The sequence below is a fragment of the Bradyrhizobium sp. USDA 4451 genome (assembly GCF_054822585.1).
Genome location: NZ_JBTRCH010000001.1, coordinates 6,877,045 through 6,893,209 on the forward strand (window position 1 = coordinate 6,877,045; position 16,165 = coordinate 6,893,209).

Here is a 16,165-nt window from a genome sequence, read left to right on the forward strand (position 1 = left end):
CGTCACTGCGCTGCGCTGGCGCGGCGCTCGCTTTTGATCGCCGGCAGCGCGCTCACCGGCGCGGCCTGCGGCTTGTCGGGCACCGATCCGGTCGTGACCGGATCGGGCAGCGGCGCGCGGGCGGTGGCGTCGGGGAAGCGGGTCTTCATCTCGCGGATGAAGCCGTCGAGCGTGTCGACGCTGGCGGCCATCCGCGCGATCTGGGCGAATTCGGCGCTCGAGGTCGCGACCGGCTTGCTGGCCGCATCGAACGCCAGCCTGTCGGCATCGCCGGACATCAGCGGCGCGTATTTCTCGCGGAACCGGGACAGCCCGATGGCATCCTCGGCGAGCGCGTAGCCCACCACGGCGCGGATGACGTCGGCCTTCTCGCTCGCATTGAGCGGGGTGAAGTCGCGCCAGCGGTCGCCGTAATAGAGCTCGATCTGCTCGGAGGCCTCGCGCCAATGCCGCGACGCCCAGTAGATGTCCGACCGCAGCCGGATCGCCTCGCGGCCGGTGATGTTGGAGATGATGTCGAGCGCGAGGTCATGGCGGCCGACGTCGCTCTGCGCGCGCGCCTCGAGCAGCAGCCGCTGCTGGCGCAACTCGCCGGAGAGGTCCGCGATCCGGGTCGATCGCAGCGCGCCGATGGCGCGGTCGGGCTTGCGGTTCATCAGATAGACCATCGCAAGCCGCGCGGCGACCTGGGCGCGCGCCGCACCTTCGAGCCGCTTGTCGACCTGGTATTGCAGCAGGTCGGCGGCCTGGTCGAGCAGATCGACGCCGACGAGACGGTCGGCGAGCCGGCGGATCATCTCGTCGCCGCGGCGGCCGATCGGCGTCAGCTCGCGATATTCGTAGAAGGTGCCGAGCGCATCGATCGGCGCCATCTCGTCGCCCTTCGGACCGAGATAGAGCTGCACGAACAGCGCCGAGGCGGCATCCTGCGCCTGGCGCGATTCTGGCGCGTTCGGTTGCAGCCGGGTCGCCGCACGCGTCACCGCGAAGGCGTCGGCATAGCGCGCGCTCTCGACATAGATCTTCGACAGCTCATAGAGCGTCTTCAGCTCAATATTGTCGCCGCGCCACATCATCGACAGCAGCTCGAGCTCTTTCAGCACATCGTCGCGGCCGATCTCGCCGCGCTTCTGCTTGAGCAGCGTCTCGAGCAGCTTGCCCTCGGCGGCGGCCTGGCGGTCGGCCGAATTGGCGGCGAAGCGGTAGGCGTCGAGCGCGTCTTTCTCCTGGCCGAGCGCCTCGGCGAGCCGGCCGCGCAGCACGGCCGCCGCAGGCTTCAGCGCATCGGGGACGCCGACCACATCGAGATCGCTCTTGCGACGCGCGGCGCCGGCATAGTCCTTGACCTCGAGCGAGGCCTTCATCGAGTCCATGGTGACGATGCGCTGCAAGTCGGGCGGCAACGTCGCGACCGCGAATTCGGCGTTCTTGAATTTCTCGCGCGCCTCGGGCCATTTGCCCTCGCGGGCGAAGGCGAGCCCTTTCCACAATTGGGAATCATAACCGTTGCCGATCACGGGATTGGCGAGATCCTTCATCCCGCGCTCCGGGTGCCCGATCAGGATGCTGGCGACCGCGTGCACCATCACCACGGACGCCGTCTCGCTGCCGCGCTTGCTCTCGGACAGGATCAGATTGGCGACGCCGTGGGCTTCCTGGTACATGCCGCGCGCCATGTAGAATTCGGCGAGATCGAGCCGCGCCTGCGGCAGCTGCTCGGCATTGGCGGTCGACATCGCGCCAATCAGGCCGTCGAGCTGCTTGAGGAAATTCTCCGACTGGTTCCTGCGCCACTCGTCCGGATCGAACAGCGGCTTCACCGCCGCGGTGGCGCGCTCGGCGGCGACGTCGGCCGACGACAGCGTCAGGCCGCCGGGCCGGCCCAGCATCACCTTGTCGGCGCCGACCTCGGCCTTGACGTCATCCGCAGTCGGATGAACCACGACGCCGTGGATCGATTCCAAGAGCGACAGCTCGACGAAGTCCTGCCGCTTGATGATGCCGCGGGTCGGCGGCGGCGCGGTCACGACCCAGAGCGTATCGCCGGCATCGGGATCGACCAGTTTGTGCAGCAGGCCGGGATTGGCGAGCGGCACGCCGACATTGGCGAGCGAGGGCTCCGAGATGTTGCGCACCACCGTGAGCGGCAGCGGCGGCTTCTGCACCCGGTCGGCAAAGGTCAGCGTCCAGCTCACGCCGCGCGAGCGGTCGTCGCTTTCCAGCGACGGCATCTGCGGCCGGTTGAGGCGGAAGCGCACCGCCTGCCCCTTGTCCAGCGCAATCCGGCTGACATCGGAGATCAGCGCGCCGCCCTTGGCGCGGATCGGATCGACATCGATCGCATCAGCCGTGTCGAACACCATCCACACCGTGTCGGCGCGGCGGAACAACGCCGCCGGCGTAGCACCCGGGAATGAGAAGGTCACCCGCAGCCCGTCGCTGTCGCGCTGGGCGTCGACCGCAGGAGCGGCGCTGGCGCGAGCTGCGGCAGGCGACGGCACGGCATCAGGCTTCGGCGCCTCCATCACCGGCGCGGCTGCGACAGTGGTCGCCGGCTTCGGCGCTTCGCTCGCGATGGGCTTGGTCTGCTGCTCCGCAGCGCCGGCGCTGCCCTCGCGCGATGCGGCCGGCGCGGCAGCAGTCTCGACGTCGGCCGCCGGGGCCGCTGCGATCTTCGGCAGCTCGGCATTGGGCAGCTCGGATCGCGGCGCGTCGGTTTTGGCAGGCGCCGCGACGGGTTGCTCGGGTGTGGCCTGCTCTGATTTGACCGGCTCGGATTGCGCCGGCTCGGATTGCGCCGGTTCGGATTTGGCCGGCTCCGCTTTAGGCTGTTCAGGCTTGATCTCGATCCTGGCCTGCTGCGCGATGCTTTCCGATGTGACCGGCGCGATCCCGGCGGTGCCCTTCTTGCCGCGCGGCGTGGGCAGCAGCGAGCTCAGCGAAGGCTTGACCGCCTGCTGTTGCTCGTTCTGCTGGAAGGCGACATCGACGATGTAGTTCTTCTCGTCGCGGAACGAATGCACGTCGACATCGCCGATCAGCGTGACATCGACCGCCGAGGTGTCGGTATCGGCGCGCGCGCTGATCGAAGCGACGTTCGGCGGCGCGGCGACCTTGGCGTCTGCAAGATCGAAGGTCAGGACGGAGTTGAAGGACAGCGTCAGCTTCTGCTCGTTCAGCACCGAGGAGACGCTGACCCCGTCGGGAACCTCGAACACGAAACGGACGAAGGTCGGCTGCACCAGCGCGCGGACCCGGATCGGGGGTTTCTTCTTGGCGGCGTCGGCCGCGCGCTGGATGCGCAGCAACCGCTCCGCAGCACGGGCGCGCTCCGCAAGCTCCCGGATCACCTCCTGCGGCAGCGACGGCGGCGGGCCGGTCCAGCTGTCGGGCAGGAAGTCGACGAAGATGCGTTCGCCGGCGGTCATGGTGTTGACGGTGACGCGGCGCGCCAGCGACAGACGGATCGCCGAACCATCCGGATCGCGACGGGCAGCGCCGACGTAATCGGGCACCGCATCGGACACTTGCTCGACGGGGATATCGACCGGCCGCTTGAAGCGGATCACGATGATCGAGCCGGCGGTCGTGACCTCCGATTCGACATCCTCCTTCAGCTTCAGCACCAGCCTTGCATAGCCGTTGGCGGCAGAGAATGTCGCCTCACCCGGCACCGGGTCTTCGGCCCGCGCCGCGGTCGAATATGTCAGGGTGGTGAGAGCAAGGCCGGTGGCGAGCAGGCACAGCCGCGCAGTCCGCGCCCAGACGCGGCCTAGCGACCATGTTCCAGCGGCAGCCGTTCGCGCCATCTCGAAACGTCTTCTCGGACTCAAGCCATATCAGCGCGAAGCGCCCTCGCCCACGCCTCCCGATCTTGGATCGGGCGGCGTTAAGGAGCTGTTAACGACAACGGATTGCGAACACGCCGGTTACGTGATCTTTTGCGGGTCCGTCATTCCGAGGCGCGCCTCTTGGCGCGAGCCCGGAATCCATTGGCCCACAGGCTCCCTGGATGGATGGATTCCGGGTTCTCGCTCCGCGAGCCCCGGAATGACGATCGTGACGGGCCAACGCCCCCTCAATTGGTCTTCGGCGCGAGCATCTTGCCTTCGATCTTGGGGAGATCGTCCGTCGAGGCCGACTTGTCGCCGCCGGCGCGGCGGGCGAGTTCGACGGTGAGACGTTCGGCCGCCTCGGGCTGCATCAGGCCGAGGATGTCGGACATCTTGCGCGGCTGGATCTGCGAGGCGATCTGGTAGAGCACGCCCATCTCGAGCCGGTCGAACACCTTGGCGGCATCCTTCGGCTTCATGTTCTCGTACATGGTGACGATGCCCTTGAAGCGCGCCGCCTCGGCTTCCGCCTTGGCCGCCGCATCGGCATTGGCCTTGGCATCGTTGGCCTTGGCTTCCTCGACCTTGGCCTCGATGCGCTTCTCGGCCGCCTTCAACAGGCCTTCGCGGATATCGACCTCGCGCGCGCGCTGCTCGAGCTCCTGACGGCGCGCCTGCAGCCGTTCCAGGATCGCGCGCTCGGACGCCGAGACCTGCGGCGGCGCGTCCAGATTGACCGGCACACCGTCGGGCTTGGCCGGCTCCGCCGCCGGGGCGGCGGGCTTCGGCGCCTCGTCCTTCTTGGCATCCTTGTGCTCGACCGATCCCGTGATGTCGCCGGGATCGGCCTTCGACCTGCTGTCAACCACCGCCTTGCTGGCGCCGGGGAAGTTGAAGTTCTGCTGCGCCCAGGAGGGGCCGGCTGGCGCGTCCTCGGCGAAGACGTAACCGCCATCGAGCACGAGGCCCGCAACCTTCAGCACCATCAGGCCGAAGATCGCCACCAGCACCACGGGCATCACTCTGATGTCACGAAGCAACTTCATGCAGCGAGGCCGCCGGCCCTCCTGCGCTCGGTGAAGGCTTCAGCCGCCGCGGCCACCGCGCGCGCGGCCGAAACCCTGGGCGCCGGCGCCGCCGGCGCGGCCGGTGCAGCGGCGGCCGCTGCCGGCGCGCGCGCGGCGGGCTCGGCCGGCCGCGCGGCGAGCGCGATCTTGGAGAGCCGGCGCACCACGCCATCGCCTTCCGCGAGCTGGTTCTTCAGCTGCGCCGACATCTGCGTCGCTGCGTCGAGCTGGTTGCCGAGGTTCTCGTTGACGTCGCGCACCGCGTGCTTCAGGCCGCCGATCGCCCGCTCGGCGATCTCGGTCGCGGTGATCAGTTCGGCGATCGTCGCCTTCAGCGAATGCTCGTCCGCCTTCAGCCGCTGCAGCCGCTTGTTGAGCAGCCAGCAATAGCCGATGGTGAGCATCAGCAGCACGGCTACCAGACTCTCGATTGCCAGTCCAAGCACATGACTCATGGTGCCTCCATCATCTTGGTCCGCTCGTCCGCCTTCTCGAACATCGCGAAGGTGGTTTGGGGTTTACGCAAATTCTTGGTGACGCGGATCGCGACCCGGTCGCCGACGCGGCCCATGCGGCCTTCCGTTAGCGTGACGTTGCCGCAGCGGACCGAGACCAGTGCGTCGGAGCGGATGTCCAGCGGCAGCGTGTCGCCGACCTTGAGCTTCATCAGTTCCTTCAACGGGATGTCGGCCTCGTACAGCACCGCGTCGACTGAGATCTCGGCCTGCGCCACCTCGGTGGCGAAATGGCCTTCCCAGATCGGATCGCGGCCGAATTTTTCACCCATGAACATCTGCAACAGCACGTTGCGGATCGGTTCGATGGTGGCGTAGGGCAGCAGCAATTCGACGTTGCCGCCGCGGTCTTCCATGTCGATGCGCAGCCGCACCAGGATCGCGGCATTGGCCGGGCGAGAGATCGCGGCAAACCGCGGATTGGTCTCGAGCCGGTCGATGGTGAAGGTCACCGGCGACAGCGGCCGGAACGCCTGCTCGGCATCCGACAGCACCACCTCGACCAGCCGCTTGACCAGATTGGTCTCGATCGTGGTGTAGGGCCGGCCCTCGATCTTGAGCTGGGTCTGGCCGCGGCGGCCGCCGAGCAGCACGTCGATCATCGAATAGATCAGGTTGGAATCGACCATGGCGAGGCCGAAGTTCTCCCACTCCTCCGCCTTGAACACGGAAAGCACCGCCGGCAGCGGGATCGAGTTCATGTAGTCGCCGAACCGCACCGAGGTGATGCGATCGAGCGAGACCTCGACGTTGTCGGAGGTGAAGTTGCGCAACGATGTCGTCATCAACCGCACCAGGCGGTCGAACACGATCTCGAGCATCGGCAGACGCTCGTAGGACACCATCGCGGAATCGATGATGGCGCGGATGCCGGAATGATCGTCGAGGCTGACATCGCCGACCGTGAAGCCGAGGAGATTGTCGATCTCCTCCTGCGACAGCACCCGCTCGCCATTGGTATTCTTGCCGCCGAAATCACGGCTGCCGTCCTCGACCATGGCGGCCCATTGCAGCGCCATGTTCTCGGTGAGCTCGTTCTTGGCGGCTTCCGCCGCGGCCGCCGCGGGATCCTCGGAATCGAGCGAGGCTTCCCATTGCGCCGCAATGGCGTCCTGGTCCATCTGGTCGTTGCCGGCCATGGCTTTACATCCACCCCGTCACTGGATCACGACTTCCTTGAACAGCACCGCGTTGACCTGGTTGGGCGCCAGCGCGAGGTTGACGCGCTTGGTCAGCTCCTCCTTGAGGCGGAACAAGCCGGCCGAGCCGTTGAGATCGCTCGGGCGCAGCTCGCGCATATAGGTCTGGAACAGGTCGGTGACGCGCGGCAGCGCCGGCTTGATCGCCTCGACCTGCTTCTCTTCCTTGATCTCGAGCACGAGCTTCAGCTTGAGATATTGCACGCGCTCGCCGGGCGCGCCGACCAGATTGACCAGCATGTCGGGCACGTCGACGAAGCTTGGCGGCTTCGGCGGCGGCGCTTCGGCGTGCTGCTCCTCGCCGTGGCCGCGCATGAAGAAGAACCAACCGCCGGCGCCCGCGCCGAGCACGACGAGGAGGCCTGCGACAGCAATGATCAGCTTGAGCTTGCCCTTCTTCGGAGCGGCCGCGCCCTCGCCGCTGTCCGTCTTTTCCTCGTCCGCCATCGTCCGCCCGCTTCATCCCAGAGGATGCGAACGCGATTTGCCCCAGCTTTGGCTTGAAGACGCGATACAAAGGCCGCCGGCGCGCACGCGCCCCACTGCCGGCAACGCTACGGTAATAATGGTTAACGGAAGCTTAGGATTTACCATCCACTAGGAAAAAACTGCCGGGCAAACATGGTCAACAAGACCTTTCTGCCGCCCTGCGCCGGCCCCGGACAAACACCTAAGCCATTCAAACATCTGACTATTCCAAGTTGGCACGGCTTTCGCTGAGAGGCTGGCGTGGCCCGAGGGTTTGGGAGAACCCAATGGTTACCGACGGTCCGGCGTGAAGGTTTGGGAGAACCTGCATCCGGATCACCTCACAGGGGAGAACCACCGATGCAGAATACGCTTCTGGTCGGACTATCGAAGCAGATGGTGCTGGAACGGCAGATGGATGTCGTGTCCAACAACATCGCGAACATGAACACCAACGGCTACAAGGCCGATCAGTCGCTGTTTGCGGAATATCTGTCCTCGAACGCGCATGAGGACAATTTCGCGGGCACCGACCGCCGCGTCTCCTTCGTGCAGGACCGCGCCACCTTCCACGACTTCTCGCAGGGCCCGACCGAAGAGACCAAGAACCCGCTCGACGTCGCGATCGACGGCAACGCCTTCCTGGTGGTGCAGACGCCGGGCGGCGAGCGCTACACTCGCGAAGGCAATCTGCAGATCAACAATCGCGGCCAGCTGGTCACCGCGTCCGGCTATCAGGTGCTCGGCACCTCCGGCCCGATCACCTTCCAGCAGACCGATCACGACGTCAACATCGCCCCCGACGGCAACATCAGCGTGCTCGAGGGCACGTCCCGCCTCGATTCGATCCGCGGCAAGCTGCGCCTGGTCTCGTTCGCGCAGGCCCAGCGCCTGCTCAAGGAAGGCTCCAATCTGTACGCGCCGGGCGAAGGCGCGCAGCCGCTGCCGGACACCAAGTCCCAGATCCGCCAGGGCTTCATCGAGAAGTCGAACGTCAATTCCGTCGTCGAGATGAGCCGCATGATCGAGATCACGCGGACCTACACCCAAATCGCCTCGCTGTTGCAGCAGCAGAGCGACCTGCACAAATCGGCGATCGAGAAGCTCGCCGACGTGCCGAACTGATCCGGGGGACTGACCGATGCGCGCACTTTATACGGCTGCGACCGGAATGGCGGCACAGGAACTCTCGGTTCAGGTGATCTCCAACAACATCGCGAACCTGCGCACCACCGGCTACAAGAAGCAGCGCGCCGCGTTCCAGGACCTGATCTACGATCACGTGCGCCGGGTCGGCGCGCAGGCCTCCGACCAGAACACCATCATGCCGATGGGCATCGACCTCGGCGGCGGCGTCAAGACCGTCGGCACGCCACGCATGATGACCCAGGGCACGCTGTCGCCGACCGGCAACGATCTCGACATCGCGATCCGCGGCGAAGGCTTCTTCAAGATCCTGATGCCGGACGGCACCTTCACCTACACCCGCGACGGCTCGTTCCAGATGGACAACCAGGGCCGCATCGTCAACGCGCAGGGCAATCTGCTGCAGCCGACGATCACGATCCCGCAGAACGCCTCCGGCCTCACCATCAATGCGCAGGGCCAGGTCTCGGTGACGCTGCCGGGCCAGACCGCATCGACCACGATCGGCACGATCGGCCTGACCCGTTTCATCAACAAGGCAGGCCTGATGCCGATCGGCGACAATTTGTTCCAGGAAACGCCGGCCTCCGGCCAGCCGCAGGACGGCACCGCCAACACCGACGGCTATGGCGACCTGCAGCAGAGCAACCTCGAACAGGCCAATGTCGAGGTGGTTTCGGAAATCTCCGACCTGATCGCAGCGCAGCGCGCCTACGAGATGAACTCGAAGGTGGTCTCGGCCGCCGACCAGATGATGCAGTCGACCTCCAACCTGTTCCGCTGAGGATGATCGCGATGATCGCCCGCTCCCTCCTGATCGCAGCCGCGCTCCTCGCGGTCACCGTGGCACCATCAGCCGCGCAAAGCCGCAGCGAGACCATCGCGGTGCCGACGCTGCGCGCCAGCATCACGGTCGCGGACGACATCGTGCGGGTCGGCGACCTCATCGACAATGCCGGCAGCGCCGGCAGCATCGCGGTCTACCGCGCGCCCGACCTCGGCACCACGGGCACGCTGCCGGTCGCGCAGGTGCTCAACGTGCTGCGCACCCACCAGGTGATCGGCGTCGACACCCGCGAGCTGAAGGAGATCACCGTCACGCGGCTCGCGCGCACCATCGACAACAAGGAGATCGAGCAGCAGGTGTCGCGCGCGCTGGAGGGCCGCCACGGCCTCGGCAGGGCCGGCGACATCGCGTTGACCTTCGATCGCGACCCCGGCGACCTCAGGCTCGAGGCCACCAATACCGGCACCATGCAGCCGGTTGCCGTGCGCTACGACGCGCGCTCGACGCGCTTCGACGTGACCTTCGAGATCGGCAACGACGCCGGCACGGCGCCCTACAAGATGCGCCTCACCGGCACCGCGATCGAGACCATCGAGGCCGCCGTGCTGACCCGCAATGTCGAGCGCGGCGACGTGCTGAAGGCCTCCGACGTGATGGTCGAGCGCCGTCCGAAGGCCGACATCGGCAACGACGCGGCGGCGCGTGACGGCACCATCGGCATGCAGATGCGCCGCCAGCTCCGCGCCGGCCAGGCGTTGCGCACAGCCGACATGGCGAAACCCGATCTCGTCACCCGCGACCAGAACGTCACGCTGATCTATCGCGCCGCCGGCATCTATCTCACGATCCGCGGCAAGGCGATGGATGGCGGCGCCGAGGGCGACGTCGTCAGCGTGATGAATTTGCAGTCCAAGCGTGCCGTCTCCGGCGTCGTCACCGGCCGCGGCGAGGTCTCGATCTCGGTCGCGACCCCGCGCGCCGCGCCTGACGCCGACGCCACCTCGTCCACTTCCGCTCCCGTCAAGCTGAGTTCAGTCGCACCAAACGCCGAGTAAAGTTCATGTCCCAGTACCGTATCAACCGCCTCGTCCTGACCGGTGCGCTCTTCGCACTCGGAACGATCGCCAGCGGTTGCTCGTCGATCGACCGCCTGTCCCAGATCGGTGAAAAGCCGAAGCTGACGGAAATCGAGAACCCGACCACGCAGCCCGGCTACAAGCCGGTGCAGATGCCGATGCCGAAGCCCGAGGTCGCCTCCTACAGCCCGAACTCGCTGTGGCGCAGCGGCTCGCGCGCCTTCTTCAAGGACCAGCGCGCCGCGCGCGTCGGCGACATCCTGACCATCACGGTGAACATCACCGACAAGGCCGCGATCGCCAACGAAACCCAGCGCAGCCGCACCAACACGGAAGACTCCGGGGTCACCAATTTCCTGGGCTCGCAGACCATCACGCAGGCGAACAAGATCCTGCCGGGCCGCATCCTGACCGCCGACTCCACCGCCTCCAGCGACGGCAAGGGCTCGGTGAACCGCCAGGAAGCGTTGCAGACCAACGTCGCCGCCGTCGTCACCCAGTTGCTGCCGAACGGCAATCTGGTGGTCGAGGGCAAGCAGGAGATTCGCGTCAACTATGAAATCCGCGAGCTGATCGTGGCAGGCATCGTGCGTCCGGAGGACATCCAGAGCGACAACACCATCGACTCCTCGAAGATCGCCCAGGCCCGCATCGCCTATGGCGGCCGCGGCCAGATCACCGACGTCCAGCAGCCGCGCTACGGTCAACAGGTCCTCGACGTGCTGCTGCCGTTCTAATGGCATGATCCCGACCCGAAGGGCCGCGTTAGCGCAAAGTGGAAACCGGTTTTCGGAAGCGGATCATGCCTAGTTAAGACTTTCCGAGCTCCCACATCTCGTCGCGAACCTAGGCGCGGCGCGGTGTACCGACACGGCCCTCGTCAGCTCCCCTGGCGGGGGCCGTGGCTTGTTGTGACCGGTGCCGTGCACGCGAACGATCGCCACTCACCAGTCCGATACCTCTGCGCGCAAGTCGCGCGATCGCCTTCTCGGTTCGTTAACCCTTGCAACAACCCGCAGTAGAAGTCTCATCGCTTGCAACGTAGCTAGGCGACAACGCAGGGTTTTCTATTTGTATGACAGTCATGCAAAGAGACGGACAATATGCGGCGTGGTTCCGGACGCCGAACGGCGAAGGCACCGGAATAGTCCGGCTGGCGAACGGCAAGATCAGCGGCGGCGACGCCATGTTCACCTATGGCGGCAGCTATCAGCTCGATGAGGACCGCTTCACGGCGGTGCTGACGACGCACCGATATGCCGACGGCCCGTTCACCACCGTGTTCGGATGCGATGAGGTCGAGGCGCGGCTGACCGGCACCTTCAACGGCAACCGGGCGGTGTGCTCCGGCACGGCCAAAGAGGCCCCCGGCGTGCTGTTCGAAGCGACCTTGTTTCTGCAACAGCACGAGCCGGAGCCCGCTCCCGGGCCGAGGACCACGACGACGCGCGCGGATGTGGCGCGGTTGCCCAAGCTCACCGACCGCCGCACGCCGATCGTGACCCGGCGTTTCGGCTGATGTAGCCGCAATCCCGATGGCATCTCCGTCCGGTCGGGCGTACGATCCGCGCTCGAGCATGATCCGGAAAAGTGGAAACCGGTTTTGCCTCGCGACAAACGCCAACGGCGTTTGCGCGGAGATCATGCTCAAACAAAGAGATGAGATCATGATGCGATTCCGTGGAAACGCATCATGATCCAGCGCGAAGCGCAGCACGATCGATGCAGCCGGAAGGAGGAACGCATGTATGCCGCCATCCGTCACGCCAAGGCGAAGGCCGGGAGCGCCGAAGAACTCGCGCGCCGGATCAAGGAAGGCGCAATTCCGATCATCAGCGACGTCGAAGGCTTCATGGCCTATTACGTCGTCTATGCCGGCGACGATACCGTCACCGCGATCAGCGTCTTCAACAACCATGCCGGCGCCGAGGAAGCCAACCGCCGCGCACTGGCCTGGATCGACGACAATCTCGGCCCGTTGCTGGTCGGGCAAGCCACCGCGGTTGCGGGTCCGGTGATCGTGCATACCAAGGCATGATAGGCCTACGTGCATGCGATGACCTTATAGCCGCGATGACCTCGTAGCCCGCATGGGCGAAGCGACATGCGGGACCTGACGCATACCGGCGCGGCTCACGCTTTTTTCTTGGCGGCCGCACGGATTCCGGCGGCCGGCTTCTTCGCCGATGTCTTCGCCGGCTTCTTCGCAGATTTGCTGGACTTGGCCTGGTTGAGCGCGATCGCGGCGCGAATGAGCGCTTTCAGCGCGGGGGCGTTGATTGTGTCGCCCTCGAACAGATCGATCGCGCGCCGCACATTGCCCTCGAAGCCGGCGTTGAACAGCTTGTCCGGATCCGGCAGCTGCGCGCCATACATGAAGGTCAGCTTCACCTTGCCCTTGTGGGCGTTGCCGACCGCGATGATGCCGTCGCGCGACCACACCGGGCTGCCCATCCACTTCCATTCTTCGATGATTTCAGGATCGGCGGCGAGGATGCTCTTGCGCAGGCCGGCCAGCGTCTTGCCGCGCCAGTCGGTGAGATCCTCGATCATCCGGTCGATCCGTTCCGATGCCGTCATGTCTGCCTCGCCTCCCCCGCCTGCCCTATGCGATCATACTCGGGATGCGCGCCGCGGTGCCAGATAGGGCAACGCGAACAGATACAGGCCACTGAGCAGCATAGGGATCAGCGGGAACAGGGCCAGCAGGCCGATCCAGGTCGCCTGCTGCTGCAGCACCATGGCGCCGATGTTGATGATGACGGCCACCGTGAAGGCGATCGAGAGCCAGCGGTGAAATTGCCTGATCCAGTTGTTCCAGTTCATGGGGTCTCCTGTGGTGGGTTTTGAGTAAAGCGTCATTGCGAGGAGCGAAGCGACGAAGCAATCCATCTATCCGCATATGCGGCACGATGGATTGCTTCGCGGAGCCTGTCATCGGGCGGCGCTGCGCGCCGACCCGTTGGCTCGCAATGACGAGAGAGAGAGCGCGTGTGTCAGCCCTCGCGCGCCATCAGCTGATCGAGCTTCTCGAGGAACTGCTTCCAACCGGCATGGGCGCCGCCATAGGCCTGCTTCTGATGCGGCTGGAAGCCGGACTGCTCGACGCGCAGATGGGTGCCCTTCGCCGTCGGCGTCAGCGTGAACACCACCACGCTCTCGAGATTGTAGGCGGCATCCTCATGCGCGAAATTCCAGGTGTAGGACAGCGTCCGGTGCGGCTCGACCGCGAGCACCTTGCAGTCCAGCACCCCGCCCCACTCGCCGCGCAGATTGAAGCTGTGCCCGACCTCAGGCTTGAAGTCGTTCTTCATCAGCCACTCCTCCATCAGATGCGGTTGCGTCAGCGCGCGCCAGAGCTTTTCCGGCGGATGGGGAAATTCGCGCTCGACGACTGCGGCGCGCGTCTCACGGCTGGTGTTGGTCATTGGTCCATCCTTTTGAGGAGATCTTCGAGGTGGTCGAACCGGTTCTGCCAGAAGCCCGCCATCTGGCTGGTCCAGTCGATCAGCGGCGCCAGCGCGCCGAGTTGCGCGCTGTAGTGCGTCTGACGTCCTTCATGGCGGTCGCGCACCAGCCCCGCCTGCTTCAGCACGCCGAGATGTTTCGACACCGCCGGCTGCGAGATCCTGGCCCGCGCCGTCAGCGCGCCGACGGTCTGCTCGCCCTCGCGGCACAGGCGCTCGAAGATTGCCCGGCGGGTCGGGTCGGCGAGCGTTCGAAACAGCACGTCATGAGCATCCGGCATTGATCGATAACCCATTGGTTATGGATTTACGTATAACCAGCCGGCTATGAATGAGTCAATGGAGAACTTTCACGGCCGCACCATTTTGTCAAAGATCGGCCAATTCTGCGGCCCCGTCCTGGAACATGACGGCCGCGACATTCCATAACCCACAGGTTATTCACCGCGACCATTTTGCCCGACGGGCAACTCAGCAAAATCTGTCAATCCGTTCGCACAAAAATATTTCGCTTTATCCGAAGCACAACTCGGTGTATGAATTCCCCGTCTCACCCGATCGAGGGGCGCTTCGCGGTCGTCACGAACGCGGGTCGAGATGCGGTGGACGTTGCGCGTGGCCTGACGAGAGCACGCAAGGCGGACGGCGAAGTCGTGCAGGCCTGACGCCCTAGTGGTAGGTGTCTTTTCCGATTGCGCAATGCGCGTTGCGAAGACGGTGACAACAAAGCCCAGTCTCGCCGGGGAGAGCACGTATAAGCCGTAACCCATCGCGCAGGGAAAGCCGGATTGCTCCGGTTACACCTGTGGTCCTACCCCCGAGCTTTCTACCTTTTTGCTCGGGGCCCATGGGTGCGATCGGCACCCGGCTTTCCCTGCGCCCTCTTCAAGGAGAGGGCGAAACGACAAGCAAAGCTCGGGCAGATCATGTCGCGAGAACGCGAGGCTGTATCCTCATCTACAACTGTCATCGCCCGGCTCGCCGCCTCCGCTGAAGCTTCGGCGAGCCCAAGACCGCAAGCCCCGTCGAAGCCTTGGCGAAGACGGGACCGGGCGATCCAGTACGCCGCGGCTTCTCGGCTCAAGCACAGTCGCCTCTGGAATACTGGATCACCCGCTTTCGCGGGTGATGACGCCGCGTTGTTGGGCATCTTGAAGCGAGAAACACCCTCCCCGTCGTCCCGGCGAAGGCCAGGACCCATTACCCCAATTCTCAATCGTTGCGCGACGCCGGGGCCACCAGGACGACGATGGTGTGTGTGCGGCGGGTCGTTGCGGCGGCGCCGCCCATGACCTACACATATCGGGCGGACGCGGTCCTTGTTCACGGAGAACCTTGATGTGCCAGCTCTGCGACGTCATTCCTCCCAGCCAGACCTCGCGGCGGCGCTTCCTCGCCGCGGCGGCCTGCACCGCGGCCAGTCTTGCCTTTGCGCCGCCTGCGACAGCCAAGGAGACAACGCCGCCGCCGAAGCCGCAGAACGTGGTGTCGCCCGATGCGGCGCTCGACCGGCTGCTGAAGGGCAATCTGCGCTACGTCGAAGGCGTGTCGCGGCGGCATGATTTCAAGCACGAGCGCGAAGCGCTGGCCGGCGGACAGAATCCATTCGCGGGCATCCTGAGTTGCGCGGACTCCCGCATCGCACCGGAATATGCATTCGACACCGGGCGCGGCGACCTGTTCGTCTGCCGCGTCGCCGGCAATTTCGCCAGCGACGAGACGATCGCGAGCCTGGAATATGCGCAGTCCGTGCTCGGCGTGCCGCTGTTCATTGTGCTCGGCCATGACAACTGCGGCGCGGTCGATGCCGCGATCAAGTCGCTGAAGGACGACACCACCCTGCCCGGACATCTGCCCTCGCTGGTCGCCGCGATCGCGCCGGCCGTGAAGGCGACCGAGGGCGGCCCGGGCGACCGGCTCACCAACGCCATCCGGCAGAACGTGATCGACAATGTCGCGAAGCTCAGATCGGCGACGCCGATCCTCAGCGCCGCGGTCGACCAGGGCAAGCTCAGGATCGTCGGCGCGGTCTACCGGCTGATCGACGGCAAGGTCGAACTCGTCTCGGACGCCAAGCGGCCGGCGATTTGAACCTCGGCGCAGCCCGCGGCCACTGAAGCCAGGAACGACATCGCGTGAGCGACATGGAGAAGCGGATGTGGCGCCGGTGCGCCGGGATCGCGGGAGTGCTGCTGCTGGCGGCGTCATTGACGGCGCATGCCGGCGCCGAGCCGTGCAACACCGCGGCGAAGCGGATCGAGATGACGGCGTCGCTGCGCCGCGCCGCGGAGGACCGGCCGGTCAACATCACCTTCGCGACCAGGGCGCGCGGCGTGAAACTGCCCGCCGCCGTGGTCGAGAGATACCCCGAGGAGATCACCATCATCCTGCAGCACGAGTTCGATCGCCTCGTGGTGACCGAGGACGGCTTCGAGGTCGGCGTCTGGTTCAAGCGCAAATATGCCAGGGTGACCGTGCCGTTCGACGCGGTCAGCGCGTTGTGGGACGGCACCGTTCGGATGTGCGCGGCTGGGCCTTAAGGAGTCGTGACTGCTCGACATGTAAATATGGGAAGTCAGGTGAACGTCGCTCCGCACATTCCGTGTC

At 65.6% G+C, this 16,165-nt stretch carries 17 protein-coding genes; 8 read left to right on the forward strand and 9 right to left on the reverse strand.

From position 1 onward, the window contains the following. Positions 1-2 precede the first annotated feature (2 nt). The 5 genes from ACVMB0_RS32265 to fliL form a co-directional block, all read right to left on the reverse strand. Complete coding sequence (locus tag ACVMB0_RS32265; protein ID WP_461348788.1) at positions 3-3,809, reverse strand: tetratricopeptide repeat protein; 3,807 nt, start codon at positions 3,807-3,809, stop codon at positions 3-5. A gap of 269 nt (positions 3,810-4,078) precedes the next feature. Beyond that, complete coding sequence (locus tag ACVMB0_RS32270) at positions 4,079-4,879, reverse strand: MotE family protein (RefSeq protein WP_461348789.1); 801 nt, start codon at positions 4,877-4,879, stop codon at positions 4,079-4,081. Next, positions 4,876-5,355 carry a DUF6468 domain-containing protein gene (locus ACVMB0_RS32275; protein ID WP_461348790.1) on the reverse strand — a complete coding sequence of 160 codons (480 nt, stop codon included), beginning with the start codon at positions 5,353-5,355 and terminating at the stop codon, positions 4,876-4,878. Before ACVMB0_RS32275 ends, ACVMB0_RS32270 begins: the two co-directional genes overlap by 4 nt. Then, positions 5,352-6,554 (reverse strand): flagellar motor switch protein FliM, encoded by a 1,203-nt coding sequence (gene fliM / locus ACVMB0_RS32280; protein ID WP_456753841.1) that lies wholly within the window; start codon positions 6,552-6,554, stop codon positions 5,352-5,354. The genes ACVMB0_RS32275 and fliM overlap by 4 nt, the downstream gene beginning before the upstream one ends. A gap of 18 nt (positions 6,555-6,572) precedes the next feature. Beyond that, positions 6,573-7,061: a flagellar basal body-associated protein FliL gene (gene fliL, locus ACVMB0_RS32285; RefSeq protein ID WP_461348791.1), complete on the reverse strand. Its 489-nt coding sequence runs from the start codon at positions 7,059-7,061 to the stop codon at positions 6,573-6,575. A gap of 381 nt (positions 7,062-7,442) precedes the next feature. Between fliL and flgF the strand changes: the two genes are divergently transcribed. The 6 genes from flgF (at position 7,443) to ACVMB0_RS32315 (ending at position 12,129) form a co-directional block, all read left to right on the forward strand. Continuing rightward, positions 7,443-8,207 (forward strand): flagellar basal-body rod protein FlgF, encoded by a 765-nt coding sequence (gene flgF / locus ACVMB0_RS32290; RefSeq protein WP_461348792.1) that lies wholly within the window; start codon positions 7,443-7,445, stop codon positions 8,205-8,207. A gap of 16 nt (positions 8,208-8,223) precedes the next feature. Continuing rightward, positions 8,224-9,012, forward strand: a complete 789-nt coding sequence (gene flgG, locus ACVMB0_RS32295) for a flagellar basal-body rod protein FlgG (protein WP_456753838.1) — start codon at positions 8,224-8,226, stop codon at positions 9,010-9,012. Between the two features lie 2 nt (positions 9,013-9,014). After that, positions 9,015-10,070, forward strand: a complete 1,056-nt coding sequence (gene flgA / locus ACVMB0_RS32300; protein WP_456753837.1) for a flagellar basal body P-ring formation chaperone FlgA — start codon at positions 9,015-9,017, stop codon at positions 10,068-10,070. A 5-nt stretch (positions 10,071-10,075) separates the two neighbouring features. After that, positions 10,076-10,828: a flagellar basal body L-ring protein FlgH gene (gene flgH / locus ACVMB0_RS32305; RefSeq protein WP_456753836.1), complete on the forward strand. Its 753-nt coding sequence runs from the start codon at positions 10,076-10,078 to the stop codon at positions 10,826-10,828. Positions 10,829-11,175: 347 nt separating this feature from the next. Further along, a complete protein-coding gene (locus ACVMB0_RS32310) occupies positions 11,176-11,610 on the forward strand; it encodes a hypothetical protein (RefSeq protein ID WP_461348793.1) in 435 nt (144 codons plus the stop codon). A gap of 225 nt (positions 11,611-11,835) precedes the next feature. Further along, entirely contained in the window at positions 11,836-12,129 is a 294-nt protein-coding gene (locus ACVMB0_RS32315) for an antibiotic biosynthesis monooxygenase (protein ID WP_461348794.1), read from the forward strand. 95 nt (positions 12,130-12,224) lie between these two features. On the opposite strand, the gene ACVMB0_RS32320 is transcribed toward ACVMB0_RS32315, so the two are convergent. The 4 genes from ACVMB0_RS32320 to ACVMB0_RS32335 all read right to left on the reverse strand — a co-directional run bounded on the left by ACVMB0_RS32320 (position 12,225) and on the right by ACVMB0_RS32335 (position 13,839). Continuing rightward, positions 12,225-12,671 (reverse strand): DUF1801 domain-containing protein, encoded by a 447-nt coding sequence (locus ACVMB0_RS32320; protein WP_456753834.1) that lies wholly within the window; start codon positions 12,669-12,671, stop codon positions 12,225-12,227. A gap of 33 nt (positions 12,672-12,704) precedes the next feature. Then, positions 12,705-12,917 carry a hypothetical protein gene (locus tag ACVMB0_RS32325; protein ID WP_461348795.1) on the reverse strand — a complete coding sequence of 71 codons (213 nt, stop codon included), beginning with the start codon at positions 12,915-12,917 and terminating at the stop codon, positions 12,705-12,707. Positions 12,918-13,087: 170 nt separating this feature from the next. Beyond that, on the reverse strand, positions 13,088-13,519 hold the full coding sequence (locus ACVMB0_RS32330) for an SRPBCC family protein (protein WP_461348796.1): 432 nt from the start codon (positions 13,517-13,519) through the stop codon (positions 13,088-13,090). Continuing rightward, positions 13,516-13,839, reverse strand: coding sequence for an ArsR/SmtB family transcription factor (locus ACVMB0_RS32335; protein ID WP_163154645.1), 324 nt, complete (start codon positions 13,837-13,839; stop codon positions 13,516-13,518). Before ACVMB0_RS32335 ends, ACVMB0_RS32330 begins: the two co-directional genes overlap by 4 nt. A gap of 1,057 nt (positions 13,840-14,896) precedes the next feature. On the opposite strand from ACVMB0_RS32335, the gene ACVMB0_RS32340 reads away from it, so the two are divergent. Beyond that, complete coding sequence (locus tag ACVMB0_RS32340; protein WP_461348797.1) at positions 14,897-15,649, forward strand: carbonic anhydrase; 753 nt, start codon at positions 14,897-14,899, stop codon at positions 15,647-15,649. A gap of 53 nt (positions 15,650-15,702) precedes the next feature. Next, on the forward strand, positions 15,703-16,098 hold the full coding sequence (locus tag ACVMB0_RS32345) for a ClpXP protease specificity-enhancing factor SspB (RefSeq protein WP_461349751.1): 396 nt from the start codon (positions 15,703-15,705) through the stop codon (positions 16,096-16,098). Positions 16,099-16,165 lie beyond the last annotated feature (67 nt).

Coding starts and splice junctions, on each gene's coding strand:
- ACVMB0_RS32325 (WP_461348795.1), bottom strand. CDS start 12,917: ATGAACTGGAACAACTGGATCAGGCAATTTCACCGCTGGCTCTCGATC.
- flgG (WP_456753838.1), top strand. CDS start 8,224: ATGCGCGCACTTTATACGGCTGCGACCGGAATGGCGGCACAGGAACTC.
- ACVMB0_RS32315 (WP_461348794.1), top strand. CDS start 11,836: ATGTATGCCGCCATCCGTCACGCCAAGGCGAAGGCCGGGAGCGCCGAA.
- fliL (WP_461348791.1), bottom strand. CDS start 7,061: ATGGCGGACGAGGAAAAGACGGACAGCGGCGAGGGCGCGGCCGCTCCG.
- flgA (WP_456753837.1), top strand. CDS start 9,015: ATGATCGCGATGATCGCCCGCTCCCTCCTGATCGCAGCCGCGCTCCTC.
- ACVMB0_RS32275 (WP_461348790.1), bottom strand. CDS start 5,355: ATGAGTCATGTGCTTGGACTGGCAATCGAGAGTCTGGTAGCCGTGCTG.
- ACVMB0_RS32270 (WP_461348789.1), bottom strand. CDS start 4,879: ATGAAGTTGCTTCGTGACATCAGAGTGATGCCCGTGGTGCTGGTGGCG.
- flgF (WP_461348792.1), top strand. CDS start 7,443: ATGCAGAATACGCTTCTGGTCGGACTATCGAAGCAGATGGTGCTGGAA.
- flgH (WP_456753836.1), top strand. CDS start 10,076: ATGTCCCAGTACCGTATCAACCGCCTCGTCCTGACCGGTGCGCTCTTC.
- ACVMB0_RS32320 (WP_456753834.1), bottom strand. CDS start 12,671: ATGACGGCATCGGAACGGATCGACCGGATGATCGAGGATCTCACCGAC.
- ACVMB0_RS32265 (WP_461348788.1), bottom strand. CDS start 3,809: ATGGCGCGAACGGCTGCCGCTGGAACATGGTCGCTAGGCCGCGTCTGG.
- ACVMB0_RS32345 (WP_461349751.1), top strand. CDS start 15,703: ATGGAGAAGCGGATGTGGCGCCGGTGCGCCGGGATCGCGGGAGTGCTG.
- ACVMB0_RS32310 (WP_461348793.1), top strand. CDS start 11,176: ATGCAAAGAGACGGACAATATGCGGCGTGGTTCCGGACGCCGAACGGC.
- ACVMB0_RS32340 (WP_461348797.1), top strand. CDS start 14,897: ATGTGCCAGCTCTGCGACGTCATTCCTCCCAGCCAGACCTCGCGGCGG.
- ACVMB0_RS32335 (WP_163154645.1), bottom strand. CDS start 13,839: ATGCCGGATGCTCATGACGTGCTGTTTCGAACGCTCGCCGACCCGACC.
- fliM (WP_456753841.1), bottom strand. CDS start 6,554: ATGGCCGGCAACGACCAGATGGACCAGGACGCCATTGCGGCGCAATGG.
- ACVMB0_RS32330 (WP_461348796.1), bottom strand. CDS start 13,519: ATGACCAACACCAGCCGTGAGACGCGCGCCGCAGTCGTCGAGCGCGAA.